This is a genomic window from Stenotrophomonas sp. YJH_SMC_4 (assembly GCF_059371575.1).
The window spans coordinates 1-13,732 of record NZ_JCAFUR010000037.1; the positions used below are offsets into that span (position 1 = coordinate 1).

Annotated in this window: 14 protein-coding genes; all 14 read left to right on the top strand. The window is 65.8% G+C overall.

Features of this window, described 5'->3' with window-relative positions:
* The first annotated feature begins 211 nt into the window (after positions 1–211).
* Complete coding sequence (locus tag AC5P9F_RS20645; RefSeq protein WP_005409577.1) at positions 212–1,156, top strand: chemotaxis protein; 945 nt, start codon at positions 212–214, stop codon at positions 1,154–1,156.
* 137 nt (positions 1,157–1,293) lie between these two features.
* Positions 1,294–1,689 carry a flagellar basal body rod protein FlgB gene (flgB, locus tag AC5P9F_RS20650; RefSeq protein WP_005409576.1) on the top strand — a complete coding sequence of 132 codons (396 nt, stop codon included), beginning with the start codon at positions 1,294–1,296 and terminating at the stop codon, positions 1,687–1,689.
* A 3-nt stretch (positions 1,690–1,692) separates the two neighbouring features.
* On the top strand, positions 1,693–2,100 hold the full coding sequence (gene flgC / locus AC5P9F_RS20655; RefSeq protein ID WP_005409575.1) for a flagellar basal body rod protein FlgC: 408 nt from the start codon (positions 1,693–1,695) through the stop codon (positions 2,098–2,100).
* Positions 2,101–2,123: 23 nt separating this feature from the next.
* On the top strand, positions 2,124–2,807 hold the full coding sequence (locus AC5P9F_RS20660; protein ID WP_012480127.1) for a flagellar hook assembly protein FlgD: 684 nt from the start codon (positions 2,124–2,126) through the stop codon (positions 2,805–2,807).
* A 32-nt stretch (positions 2,808–2,839) separates the two neighbouring features.
* A complete protein-coding gene (gene flgE, locus AC5P9F_RS20665; protein WP_111193543.1) occupies positions 2,840–4,063 on the top strand; it encodes a flagellar hook protein FlgE in 1,224 nt (407 codons plus the stop codon).
* Between the two features lie 32 nt (positions 4,064–4,095).
* Positions 4,096–4,845 (top strand): flagellar basal body rod protein FlgF, encoded by a 750-nt coding sequence (locus tag AC5P9F_RS20670; RefSeq protein ID WP_088429340.1) that lies wholly within the window; start codon positions 4,096–4,098, stop codon positions 4,843–4,845.
* Between the two features lie 102 nt (positions 4,846–4,947).
* Positions 4,948–5,733 (top strand): flagellar basal-body rod protein FlgG, encoded by a 786-nt coding sequence (gene flgG, locus AC5P9F_RS20675; RefSeq protein ID WP_005409571.1) that lies wholly within the window; start codon positions 4,948–4,950, stop codon positions 5,731–5,733.
* Positions 5,734–5,755: 22 nt separating this feature from the next.
* On the top strand, positions 5,756–6,448 hold the full coding sequence (gene flgH, locus AC5P9F_RS20680) for a flagellar basal body L-ring protein FlgH (RefSeq protein WP_043033568.1): 693 nt from the start codon (positions 5,756–5,758) through the stop codon (positions 6,446–6,448).
* A gap of 2 nt (positions 6,449–6,450) precedes the next feature.
* Positions 6,451–7,593, top strand: a complete 1,143-nt coding sequence (locus AC5P9F_RS20685; protein ID WP_111118370.1) for a flagellar basal body P-ring protein FlgI — start codon at positions 6,451–6,453, stop codon at positions 7,591–7,593.
* Position 7,594: 1 nt separating this feature from the next.
* Complete coding sequence (gene flgJ / locus AC5P9F_RS20690) at positions 7,595–8,794, top strand: flagellar assembly peptidoglycan hydrolase FlgJ (protein WP_043033570.1); 1,200 nt, start codon at positions 7,595–7,597, stop codon at positions 8,792–8,794.
* A gap of 8 nt (positions 8,795–8,802) precedes the next feature.
* Positions 8,803–10,683 carry a flagellar hook-associated protein FlgK gene (gene flgK / locus AC5P9F_RS20695; protein WP_111189489.1) on the top strand — a complete coding sequence of 627 codons (1,881 nt, stop codon included), beginning with the start codon at positions 8,803–8,805 and terminating at the stop codon, positions 10,681–10,683.
* Complete coding sequence (gene flgL / locus AC5P9F_RS20700) at positions 10,680–11,882, top strand: flagellar hook-associated protein FlgL (protein ID WP_197584641.1); 1,203 nt, start codon at positions 10,680–10,682, stop codon at positions 11,880–11,882. The genes flgK and flgL overlap by 4 nt, the downstream gene beginning before the upstream one ends.
* Before the next feature lie 417 nt (positions 11,883–12,299).
* Positions 12,300–13,520, top strand: a complete 1,221-nt coding sequence (locus AC5P9F_RS20705) for a flagellin (protein ID WP_111118369.1) — start codon at positions 12,300–12,302, stop codon at positions 13,518–13,520.
* A 72-nt stretch (positions 13,521–13,592) separates the two neighbouring features.
* The coding region (locus AC5P9F_RS20710) for a flagellin N-terminal helical domain-containing protein (RefSeq protein WP_482995120.1) at positions 13,593–13,732 on the top strand (140 nt) is incomplete at its 3' end.

A 13,732-nucleotide genomic window follows, 5' to 3' on the forward strand; every position in this document is an offset into this window, starting at 1 on the left:
ACTATGGACGGTCAAACGGGCATTTTTATGGTGGTTCATCCGGGCTCTTTGGGGTCTGGAGAGGTGTGGTAACCACCATTTTCCAAAGATGTCCCGGATGAACAACGTACAGAGAGATCACAACTAACAGTCGACTCTACAGAAGCGGTGTGGAGCGCGCGGGCGGCACAGCGCCCTCAAGTTCGGCGCCTACCCCGCCGATACAGCAGCCATGTCCCATGACCTGCTCAACCGGATCGACCAGCGGACCCGACTGGCCGGCCACAATCGCCTGGCGCTGCTGCTGTTCCGTCTCGGCGGACGTCAGCTTTTTGGCGTCAATGTCTTCAAGGTGCAGGAAGTCCTGCGGCGCCCGGAACTGTTCCAGGTGCCCGGACTGCCCAGCCAGTTCTCCGGCGTGGCCGACGTGCGCGGCCGCTCGGTGCCGGTGCTGGACCTCGGCCTGGCGATCGGCCATCCCGAGCGCGAGCCGGAGGCGGACACCTCGCCCGGCTACCTGGTCGTCACCGAGTTCAACCGCTCGATCCAGGGCTTCTTGGTCAGCGGCGTGGAGCGCATCGTCAACATCGCGGTGGAAGACATCCATCCGCCGCCGGAACTGGGCGCCGAATCGAGCTACCTGACCGCAGTGACCCGCTTCCAGGGTGAACTGATTCAGGTGATCGACGTGGAAAGCGTCCTGGCCGACATCGCCCAGGTGCGCGGCGAAGCGGTGCTCGATCCGGCGATGGCGATGCCCTCCGACGGCCCGCAGCTGCAGGTGCTGGTGGTGGATGACTCGCGCGTGGCCCGCCAGCAGATCCGCAGCGTGCTGGACCAGCTGGGGGTGGGCGCCACCCTGCTTTCCGATGGCAAGCAGGCGCTGGACCACCTGCTGCAGATCCACGCGTCAGGCGAGAACCCGGCCGAGCGCTACGCCATGGTCATCTCGGACATCGAAATGCCGGCGATGGACGGCTATACGCTGACGACGGAAATCCGGCGCCATCCAGGCCTTGCCGGCCTCTACGTGCTGCTGCATACCTCGCTGTCGGGCGTCTTCAACAACGCCATGGTCGAGCGCGTCGGCGCCAACGCCTTCGTCGCCAAGTACTCGCCGCACGAGCTGGCCGATTTCGTGCTGGACCGCCTGCGCAAGGTGGCGCTGGCGGCCTGAGGCCACTGATCCGGTAGTGCCGGCCGCTGGCCGGCAACCGCAGATCCATCGGGGAGCCGGCCAGCGGCCGGCACTACCCTCTCGAATTTGGCACACCCCTTGCAGCTTCCCGGGCAACGTTCCCGTGGGAGTGCACCGTGCGCAACCTGATTACCGACTACCTGGGCGTCCATGCCCAGGCCATGCCGTTGCGCGAACAGCGGATGAAGCTGATCGCCAGCAACCTCGGCAATGCCGACACTCCCGGCTACAAGGCCCAGGACCTGGACTTCGATGCCGCCCTGCGCCATGCCCAGGGGCAGGATGCCAATGGCCTGATGGCCACCACCCATGAGCAGCACTACGAAATCAGTAGTGGCCTGAACCCGTTCCAGATCGCGCGCGAGGGCGTGCAACCCAGCCTGGACGGCAACACCGTCGATCCCGATGCCGAGCGTGCGGCCTATGGCCGCGCCGCGCTCGAGTACCGCGCTTCGCTCAGCTTCGTCGAGAGCAAGGTGCGTTCCATGTTGACCGCGATCACGGGGCAATAAGCCATGAGCAACCTGCCGATCTTCGATATCGCCGGCTCCGCGCTGCAGGCGCAGTCGGTGCGCATGAGCACCATCGCCTCCAACCTCTCCAACGCCGATACCGTCGCCGGTTCCGCCGACGCGGTGTACAAGCCGCTGGAGCCGATCTTCCAGGCCGTCACCAGCAAGAACGATCCGAACATCACCTCGGTGAAGGTGAAGGAGATCACCCAGAGCGATGCGGCGCCGATCAAGCGCTATGAGCCGGGCCACCCGCTGGCCGATGGCGATGGCTACATCTACCAGCCCGACGTCGACCCGGTGGCGCAGATGGTCAACCTGATCTCGACCTCGCGCAACTACCAGGCCGGCGTGGAGATGTTGACCACCGCCAAGGAACTGGCCCTGGCCACCCTGACCATGGGCCGCTGAGGCCCGCAGTACCGGATACCGCCATGACCACCGCCGTCAACAACCAGACCAACCAGGACGTCTACACCGCACTCGGTCTGAACGCCCCGAACAGCAACGCCACCAAGAAGAAGAACACGCTGGACCAGGCCGATTTCCTGCGCCTGATGACCGAACAGCTTCAGCACCAGGATCCGCTGAAGCCGATGGACAACACGCAGATGGTCGCGCAGATGGCGCAGATGTCCACCGTGCAGGGCATCACCGATCTGAACAAGACGGTGAAGGGCTTCCAGGAATCGATGGCCAGCGACCAGGTGCTGCGTGGTGCGGCGCTGGTCGGCCACCAGGTGCTGGTGCCGTCGGAAAAGCTGGTGCTGGAAAAGGAAGGCAACGTTGAAGGCACGGTGGCCGCGCCTTCGGCCGGCATCATCACCGTCGACATCACCGATGCCACCGGCGCCAAGGTCACCTCGCTGAGCGTGGAAGCCAAGGCCGCCGGCGAGACTGGGTTCCAGTGGGACGGCAAGGATGCCAACGGCAAGCGCATGGAGCCGGGCAAGTACTCCATCGTTGCCAACCACGTCGATACCGCCGGCAAGAGCACCAAGCTTTCCACCTACGTGCAGGCGCCGGTGGAAAGCGTGACCGTCGGTTCCGACGGCCTGTACCTGAACCTCAAGGGCCTGGGCACGGCCCCGATCGACTACGTGCTCCGCGTCAGCTGAGCCGCACACCCCGCACTTACCAGGAGCATCCCATGGGCTTCAATGTCTCGCTGTCCGGCATCAATGCCGCCAATTCCGACCTGAGCGTCACTGCCAACAACGTCGCCAACGTCAACACCACCGGCTTCAAGGAATCGCGCGCCGAATTCGCCGACCTGTTCTCGGCCACCGGCTATGGCCTGTCGAAGAACGCGGTCGGCTCTGGCGTGCGCGTTTCCAATGTCGCCCAGCAGTTCAAGCAGGGCCACAACGAACAGACCGGCCGCAGCCTGGACATGGCTATTTCCGGTGAAGGCTTCTTCACCATGAACATGAACGGCACCCGCGTGTACTCGCGCGCCGGCAACTTCCAGACCGATGCATCGGGCTACGTGGTCAACCCGCAGGGCGCGCGCCTGCAGGTGTTCGCACCGAATGCCGATGGCACCAACTTCGATGCCGGCCGCCTGGTCGACCTGCAGCTGCTGACCACCGACAGCCCGCCGAAGCAGACCAGCGAAGTGAAGGTTGGCTTCACCCTGCCGGCCAACGCCAAGCAACCGACGGTGGCGACCTTCGACCCGGCCGATTCGAACAGCTACAACCACTCCAGCGGTGGCATCACCGTGTACGACTCGCTGGGCGTGAGCCACATCCAGGTCTCGTACTTCGTCAAGGGCGCCAACCCCAACGAATGGACCGTGCGCAATTACGTCGATGGCCAGCCGGCCGGCGCACCGACCCCGGTCACCTTCGACAACAGCGGCAAGCTGGTCGCACCTGCCAACGGCAAGGTCAGCCTCGGCACCTACACCCCGACCACCGGTGCCGGCGTGCTGAACATGACGCTGGACGTGAGCGGCTCGACCCAGTACGGCGAAAAGTTCGCGCTGCGCAACACCCAGCAGGACGGCTACGCCGCCGGCAAGCTCAATGAGATCACCGTGTCGGAAACCGGCGTGGTCTATGCCCGCTATTCCAATGGCGCCGACAAGCCGCTGGGCCAGGTCGCGCTGACCACCTTCAACAATCCGCAGGGCCTGGAATCGAAGGGCAACAACCTGTGGGTGGACACCTTCAGCTCGGGCACCCCGCGGACCGGAATGCCGGACACCTCCAATCTCGGCAAGATCCAGGCCGGCTCGCTGGAAGCATCCACCGTCGACCTCACCGAGCAGCTGGTCAACATGATCACCGCGCAGCGCAACTTCCAGGCCAACGCGCAGATGATCACCACCCAGGACCAGATCACCCAGACCGTCATCAACATCCGTTGATGAGCTGCTGACCCTGTCACGGAACTCCCCGCATGGATAAAGCCCTTTACGTGGCGATGACCGGTGCCCGCGCCTCCCTGCAGGCGCAGGGAACGCTCAGCCACAACCTCGCCAACTCGGACACCCCTGGCTTCAAGGAAGCGCTGGCCAACACCGAAGCCTTCCCGATCAAGGGCCCGGGCTTTGCCTCGCGGGTGGATGCGCTGCACGTCGACGCCGGCTTCAACCGTACGCCCGGCTCCCAGCACATCACCGGCAAGCCGCTGGATCTGTCCCTGCAGACCGGCACCTGGCTGGCCGTGCAGTCCAGCGACGGCAGCGAGGCGTACACGCGCGGCGCGGCGTTGTCGGTGACGCCGAACGGCCAGCTGGTGACCTCCAGTGGCCGTCCGGTACTGGATGACAACAACAACCCGATCGCCATTCCGCCCTACCAGGCCATGGAGATCGGTGCCGACGGCACGATCTCGATCATTCCACAGGGCGAAGGCCCGCAGACGATGGCGCAGATCGGCCGGATCAAGGTGGTGCAGGCGCCGGACGAGCGCCTTGAGCGTGGCCTGGATGGCCTGTTCCGCAACACCGACCCGCGCCAGCCGTTCGCCCCGGCACAGGGCACGGCCGTGCAAAGCGGCCAGCTGGAAGGCAGCAACGTGGACGCCGCAGGCGCGCTGGTGCAGATGATCCAGCTGCAGCGCCAGTACGAAATGCAGGTGCAGGTGATCAAGCACGGCGACGAGAACGCGCGCAGCGCCAACAGCATGCTGCGCCTGGGAAGCTGACGGAATTCCGGCGCCACCTGACAGCGGCGCTGGCACACCGCTTGCACACCCGAAGACAAGGGCCGCACCGCGCGGCCGGCTCCACCAGACAGGACACCGAAGATGAACCAGGCATTGTGGATCGCGAAAACCGGACTGGATGCGCAGCAGATGCGCATGTCGGTGGTTTCCAACAACCTCGCCAACACCAACACCACCGGCTTCAAGCAGGACCGTGCCAGTTTTGAAGACCTGCTGTACCAGCAGGTGCGCCAGCCCGGCGGCTCCTCCTCGGCACAGACGCAGCTGCCAACCGGCCTGCAACTGGGTACCGGCGTGCGCGTGGTCGCCACCGCCAAGAATTTTGAACAGGGTGGCCAGCAGCAGACCGGCCGCGCCCTCGACGTGATGGTCAATGGCCGCGGCTTCTTCGAGGTTCAGATGCCTGATGGCAGCTCGGCCTACACCCGTGATGGCTCGTTCAAGATCAACCAGGACAGCGAGCTGGTCACCAACAGCGGCTACCCGGTGCAGCCAGGCATCCAGATTCCCGAAGGCGCGCAGTCGGTAACCATCGGTACCGACGGCACCATCAGCGTGAAGATGGCCGACGGCGCCGCCTCGGTGGAAGTCGGCGCGCTGACCCTGACCGACTTCGTCAATCCGGCCGGCCTGCAGGCCCGTGGCGAGAATCTGTTCCTCGAGACCACGGCCTCCGGCCCGGCACAGAACGGCAACCCCGGCCTCAACGGCCTCGGCACCGTCGTGCAGGGCGCGCTGGAAGGCAGCAACGTCAACGTGGTGGAAGAGCTGGTGTCGATGATCGAAACCCAGCGCGCCTACGAAATGAACGCCAAGGCGATTTCCACCACCGATTCGATGCTCGGCTACCTCAACAACAAGCTCTGACCGGCCAACCCGGGAAACCGCCATGTCGCACATTTCCAACTTCGCCCGCACTGCCCTCGCCTGCACCGTGGCTGCCCTGCTCGGTGGCTGCGTGATTGCCGGCGATGTGCGCCCCTATCCGGCAATGGCACCGATCCAGCCGATCATGCCACCGCAGGCCGAACCGACCGCCGGCGCGATCTACGCGGCCGGCCCGACCCTGCAGTTGTATTCGGACCGTCGCGCGCGCGATGTCGGCGACCTGCTGACCATCACCCTGCTGGAAAACACCACCGCGCAGACCAGTGCCAATACCGCCACCAACAAGGAATCGAACCTGAGCCTGGGCACGCCGTCCATCCTCGGTGCGCCGGTCACCCTGGGCGGCAAGGACATCCTCAGTGCGACGGCCAAGGGCGCGCGTGACTTCACCGGCAAGGGCAACAGCGCGCAGAGCAACCGCCTGCAGGGCAGCGTCACGGTCACGGTGATCCAGCGCCTGCCCAACGGCAACCTGGTGGTACAGGGGCAGAAGAACCTGCGCCTGAACCAGGGTGATGAACTGGTGCAGGTGCAGGGCATCGTGCGCCCGGGCGACATCAGCCAGGACAACACCATTCCGTCCAGCCGCGTGGCCGAAGCCCGCATCGTCTACGGCGGCCGCGGCCCGGTCGCGCAGTCCAACGCGATGGGCTGGCTGAGCCGCTTCTTCAACTCCGGCCTGACGCCGTTCTGAGTATGGCCATGAAACTCTTCTCCTCTTCTTCCTGGCAGCGACGCATGACGTCGCTCTACTGCGGCGTGTTCCTGGTCTTCGCGGTGGTGGCCCCGGCCAGCGCCGAGCGCATCAAGGACCTGGCCCAGGTCGGCGGCGTGCGTGGCAATGCGCTGGTGGGTTATGGCCTGGTGGTCGGCCTGGATGGCAGCGGCGACCGCACCAGCCAGGCACCCTTCACCGTGCAGAGCCTGAAGAACCTGCTCGGCGAGCTGGGCGTGAACGTACCGCCGAACGTCAACCCGCAGCTGAAGAACGTGGCCGCCGTGGCGATCCACGCCGAACTGCCGCCGTTCGCCAAGCCGGGCCAGCCGATCGACATCACCGTGTCCTCGATCGGCAACGCGGTGTCGCTGCGCGGCGGTTCACTGCTGATGGCCCCGCTGCGTGGCGCCGACGGCCAGATCTATGCCATCGCCCAGGGCAACCTGATCGTGGGCGGCTTTGGTGCACAGGGCAAGGATGGTTCCCGTGTCTCGGTGAACGTGCCCAGCGTCGGCCGCATTCCCAACGGTGCCACCGTGGAGCGTGCGCTGCCCGATCCGCTGGCCAACGGCGGCGAGATCACCCTGAACCTGCACAACAATGACTTCACCACGGTCTCGCGCATGGTCGCTGCACTCAACAATGCGTTCGGCGACGGTGCGGCGCGTGCGGTCGACGGCGTGACCGTGGCGGTTACCGCGCCGACCGATCCGGGCGCACGCATCGGCCTGCTGGCGCGCATCGAGAACCTGGAACTGACCCCGGGCAGCGCTCCGGCCAAGGTGGTGGTCAATTCGCGTACCGGCACCGTGGTCATCGGCCAGCAGGTGCGCGTGGGACCTGCCGCGATCTCGCACGGTTCGCTGACCGTGACCATCCAGGAAAACACCAACGTCAGCCAGCCCAATGCGCTGTCCGGCGGCCGTACCGTAGCCAGCCCGCAGTCGACCATCACCGCCACCAACGACGGCAGCCGCATGTTCAAGTTCAGCGGCGGCACCACCCTGGACGAGATCGTGCACGCGGTGAACGCCGTGGGCGCAGCACCAGGCGATCTCATCGCGATCCTGGAAGCCCTGAAGCAGGCCGGCGCATTGAGTGCCGAGCTCGAGGTGATCTGATATGCGCATCAATCCCGCATTCGATCTGCACCCGGCACAACAGAACGATCCGGCGAAGATCGACAAGGTCGCGCGCCAGCTGGAAGGCCAGTTCGCGCAGATGCTGGTCAAGAGCATGCGTGACGCCAGCTTCGGCGACTCGCTGTTCCCCGGCGAAAACAAGATGTTCCGCGAGATGTACGACCAGAAGATTGCCGAGGCGATGACCCGCGGCAAGGGCCTTGGCCTGTCTGGCATGATCAGCCGGCAGCTGTCCGGCCAGGCCGCCGATGGCCCGGCGCTGGATACCCGCGTGGACCCGGCCAAGGCCAGCCGTGCCTATCAGCTCAATGCACCGGCCAAGCCGGCACCGTCGCTGCCGCTGGAAGACGGCAGCCAGGCCGTGCGCCTTCTGCAGCAGATGGCCGCCGGCGCGCAGTCCGGCGCACACGCGGCGGTTGCACCGATGGAACAGGCGCTGGACCTGATCGCCGGGCGCGAAAGCAGCAGCATGCACCGCTCGCTGGGTACCGAAGATCCGTACATCGGCGGCCTGCAAGGCGAGGACTGGGCTGCCAACAGCGACCAGTGGGCGGCCACCGCCAGCAACCGCGGTACGGCCATCAGCCCGGCCGATGCGATGGCGACCCGTACCGCCGTCGCCCAGCTGGGCGAACACACCCCGGAAGGCTTCGTCGCCAGCATCTGGCAGCACGCGCAGCGTGCGGCCAAGGAACTGGGCGTGGATGCCCGCGCCCTGGTTGCCCAGGCGGCGCTGGAAACCGGCTGGGGCAAGCGCCACATCAAGCATGCCGACGGCAGCACCTCGCACAACCTGTTCGGCATCAAGGCCAATGGCTGGAACGGCCAGCGCGCCGTGGCCGGCACCCACGAGTACGTCGATGGCGTGCGCCGCAACGAGACCGCCAGCTTCCGTGCCTACAGTTCGCCGGCCGAGAGCTTTGCCGACTACGTGCGCCTGCTGAAGACCAGCCCGCGCTACCAGCAGGCCCTGCAGGCCGGCACCGACGTGCAGGGCTTCGCCCGTGGCCTGCAGCGCGCCGGCTATGCCACCGACCCGCGCTACGCGGCCAAGATCGCCGCGATCGCCGGCGGACCGACCATCGAGCGCGCCGTCAGCGCCGTGGCCGATGCCGGCTCGCGCCTTGGCCAGACCTTCGCCAGCACCGCAACCGCGGCGCTGGGTATCACCCGTCGTTGAGGAACCCCATGTCCAGCGTACTTTCCACCGGTACCGGTGCCCTGCTCGCCTTCCAGCGTGCGTTGGCGACCACCAGCCACAACGTGGCCAACCTCAATACTCCGGGCTATAGCCGGCAGAAGGTCAACTTCGCCACGGCTGATCCCCAGAACTACGGCTACGGCACGGTCGGCAACGGCACCCGCATCACCGACATCCGCCGTACCGCCGACCAGCTGGCGATCTCGCGCCTGCTCGACAGCAGCGGCGAGCTGGCGCGCCTGAAGCAGCTCTCCGGCATGGCCGACCGGGTCAATTCGTTGTTCTCCGACGCGGCAACCAACGTGTCCGGCGTCTGGTCGAAGTTCTTCGATTCGGTCAGCGGCCTGTCCTCCAATGCCGCCGGCACCGCCGACCGCCAGAACATGCTGGATGGTGGCAAGGCGCTGGCCAACCGCTTCGTGCAGCTCAACACGCACCTGAACAACCTCAACAGCGAGGTCAACAACGGCCTGCTGGCCGGTGCCACCGAGGTCAACCGGCTGGCGCAGGAGATCGCGCAGATCAACGGTGCGATCGGCACCAACATCGCTACCGCCGCACCGGACCTGCTCGACCGCCGCGATCAGCTGATCACCCAGCTGATCGGCTACACCGGTGGCACGGCGGTGATCCAGGACGGCGGCATCATGAATGTCTACACCGCCGGCGGCAACGCACTGGTGGTGGGCACCACGGCGACCAAGGTCACCACCGTGGCCGACCCGTACCAGCCCGAGCGCCTGCAGCTGGCGCTGGAAACGCAGGGCAACACCATCCGCCTCGACCCGAAGGCGGTCGGTGGCCAGATCGGCGGCCTGCTGGAATTCCGCGACACCGTGCTGACGCCTGCCCAGGCCGAACTGGGCAAGCTGGCGGTAGGCCTGGCCGAGAGCTTCAACCAGGTGCATCACCAGGGCGTGGACCTGTATGGCCAGCTGGGGGGTGACTTCTTCAACATCGGCAATCCACGCGTCACCGCCAACAATGCCAACACCGGCACCGCCAGCCTCAGCGCCAGTTACGGCGACCTCGGCAAGCTGGACGCGCAGAACGTGGTGCTGCAGTTCGATGGCACCAACTGGAAGGCCAGTCGTGCCGACACCGGTGCGAACGTTCCGCTGACCGGCACCGGTACGGCCGCCGATCCACTGGTGATCAACGGCGTCAAGCTGGTGGTCGGCGGTACCCCGGCGGCCAACGACCGCTTCCTGCTGCAGCCGACCGCAGGCGTGGCGGGCAGCATGGAAGTGGCGGTCACCGATCCCTCGCGCATCGCCGCTGCTGCGGCAGTGAAGGGCGCGGCGGCGACGTCCAACACGGGCACCGGCAAGCTGAGCGGTGTCACCGTCAGCGATTCGACCAACGCCAACCTGCGCAATCCGGCCGCGATCGTGTTCACCTCGGCCACCACCTACACCATCGATGGGGGCCCGCCGCAGACCTACACGCCCGGCCAGACCATCAGTGCCAATGGCTGGAGCTTCGTGCTGGACGGTGCGCCGAAGGTCGGCGACACCTTCAACATCACCCCGACTCCGGCGGGCTCGTCGGACAACAGCAACGCCTCCAGGCTGTCCAAGGTGGAGAGCGCCAAGGCATTCAACAGCGGCACGGTCACCCTCAACGGCGCCCTGGGGGGCCTGACCACCCAGGTCGGTGCAGCCGCCCGCTCGGCCGAGTATTCGCTGGAAGCGCAGCTGGTGATCAATGACAAGGCGCAGGAAGCACGCGATGAAGTATCCGGCGTCAATCTGGACGAAGAGGCGGCCGACATGCTTCGCCTGCAACAGGCCTACCAGGCAGCCTCGCAGCTGATCTCCACCGCCGACAGCATGTTCCAGACCATCCTGGGAGCCGTCCGTCGATGAGCAGCCGTATCTCCACAAGCATGATGTTCAACCAGTCCGTGTCGCTGATGATGGCCAAGCAGGCCAAGCTCAGCCACCTGGAGCAGCAGATCGCCACCGGCAGCAAGATCGTCAGCGCCAAGGACGATCCGGTTGCCGCTGGTGCGGCGGTCGGGCTTGACCGCAGCCTGGCCGCACTGGACCGGATGAAACTGAATGCCGGCAACGTGCAGAACCGACTGGGCGTACAGGAAAACACCCTGGCCCAGGTCAACGACCTGATGGCGCGCGTCAACGACCTGACCATCCAGGCCAGCAATCCGGCGCTGGGCGCCGCCGACAAGAAAACGCTGATCACCGAACTGAACCAGATCCGCGAGGGCCTGTTGTCGCTGGCCAACGCCGACGACGGCACCGGCCGCTACGTGTTCGGCGGCACCAAAGATGGCGATCCGCCGTTCGCCAAGATCAATGGCAAGGTGGTCTACCGTGGCGACCAGACCCAGCGCCAGATTGAAGTCGGCCCCGATACCTATGTGCGGGATGCCCTGCCCGGCAGCGAGATCTTCATGCGCATTCCTACCGGCGACGGCTTCGTCGATGGTGTTGCCGCGGCCGGCAATACCGGCAACGGCGTGCTGACCAACATCACCCGCGATGGCAGCGACAGCTGGAACGGCCAGTCCTTCAGCATCCGCTTCACCGCCGCCGACCAGTACCAGGTACTGGACGGCGCTGGCAACGTGACCGGCACCGGCACGTTCAAGGCCGGTGACAACGTGGAAGTCAACGGTGTCCGCCTGCAGATCACCGGCGCACCCGCTGCCGGTGACAGCTTCAACGTGAAGCCGGCCACCAGCCGCGACATCTTCGACACCATGGACAAGCTGATTGCCGCGCTTGATGCCGACACCGGCACCACCGCCAAGATGAGCGCGCAGCAGAACGAACTGCAGAGCGCCCTGCGCGATGTGGCCCGTGCGTCGGAACGGATGATCGATTCGCGCGCGGCCGGCGGTGCGCAGCTGAAGGCACTGGACAATGCCGCCGACATGCGTGAAGCCAACAGCGTGACCCTGAAGACCACGCTGTCGCAGATGCGTGACCTGGACTATGCCGATGCACTGAGCCAGTACCAGCTGCAGAGCACCGCGCTGCAGGCGGCACAGACGATCTTCTCGCAGATGCAGTCGATGTCGTTGTTCAACAAGATCCGCTGACGCATCTCCTGCGTCACCCCTGAAAGGCCGCGATGCCCTGCATCGCGGCCTTTTTCGTTCCTGCGTGCCCGTTCCGTCGCACTCGTCGGGCGTGGGCTGGCGCTACCGGAAACATGCTGCACGCATTTTCCGTGATTGCCCATCAAGCCAGGCCCTGCCCCGCCGATACCTTCATCAGCGCTGGTTGGGCATGCCCAACCGCCCCTTCCGGGGTCGCCTTCACGCCCGGCCAGGGCTGGAAAACCCCGGAAAAACAGCCTCCGGCACGGGATTTCAGCGTCGACGGAATTCACGGCTAAAGGTTGTTGACAAAGCGCCGTTATTCATTTGGCAACAGCGAAGCACACAGCCACACAAAAAAACAGGCGGCGCTTCGTTTCATTCACCAACGGGTTCCATATAAGAGGAGACGACCCCATGGCACAGGTAATCAACACCAATACGATGTCGCTCAACGCTCAGCGCAACCTGAGCACCAGCGGCAGCTCGCTCGCTACCACCATCCAGCGCCTCTCGTCCGGCCTGCGCATCAACAGCGCGAAGGACGACGCGGCCGGCCTGGCCATCAGCGAGCGCTTCACCACCCAGATCCGTGGTCTGGACGTGGCCATCCGCAACGCCAACGACGGTATCTCGCTGGCCCAGGTCGCCGAGGGTTCGCTGAGCGAAGTCGGCAACAACCTGCAGCGCATCCGTGAACTGGCCGTGCAGTCCTCCAACGCCACCAACTCGGCCAGCGACCGCAAGGCCCTGCAGGCTGAAGTGACCCAGCTGGTCTCGGAAGTCGACCGCGTGGCCAAGCAGGCTGACTTCAACGGCACCAAGCTGCTGGACGGCTCCTTCACCAGCCAGCTGTTCCAGGTCGGCGCCAACGCCGGCCAGGCCATCGCCATCAACAGCGTGGTCAACGCCAAGGCCGATTCGCTGGGCGCGGCAACCTTCGCCAACGGCTACACCGGCACCAGCCTGGCCGCCGCCGACAAGGCCACCGCCGACACCACCTACTCCGGCCTGCAGATCTCGGTGACCCCGCCGGGCGGCACCGCCACCACGGTCACCATCAACGACTTCACCGTGAAGGCGGGCGAATCGATCACCTCGGCCACCTCCGCCGCGATCAACAACAAGCTGGGCGAAACCGGCGTCATGGCCTCGGTCAATGCCGGCGTGATCAGCCTGGCCTCGGTCAAGGACGGCCAGACCTTCACCCTGGGCATCAGTGCCGCAACCCCGCCGGCTGGCGCCACCGCCGCGACCATCGCTGGCCTGGGCCTGACCGAAACCAGCACCAACGGCGGCCTGCTGACCGGCGCCACGGCCAACTTCGTCAAGGACCTGAACGTCACCACCGCCGAAGGTGCGCAGAAGGCGCTGTCGATCGTCGACAAGGCCCTCGAGTCGGTCAACAGCGTGCGCGCCGACCTCGGCGCGATCCAGAACCGCTTCACCTCGGTGGTGGCCAACCTGCAGACCTCCTCGGAGAACCTGTCGGCCTCGCGCAGCCGCATCCGCGATACCGACTTCGCCAAGGAAACCGCCGAACTGACCCGCACCCAGATCCTGCAGCAGGCCGGTACGGCCATGCTGGCCCAGGCCAACCAGGTACCGCAGAACGTGCTCAGCCTGTTGCAGCGCTGACATGAGCCGCCCCCGGGGCACGTCGGGGGCGTCTAACCCAACTCACGTGCAACCGCTCAAGGACCTCTCCTCATGGCACAAGTCATCAACACCAATACGATGTCGTTGAATGCTCAGCGTAACCTGAGCACCAGCGGCAGCTCGCTGGCCACCACCATCCAGCGCCTGTCCTCCGGTTCGCGCATCAACAGCGCCAAGGACGACGCCGCCGG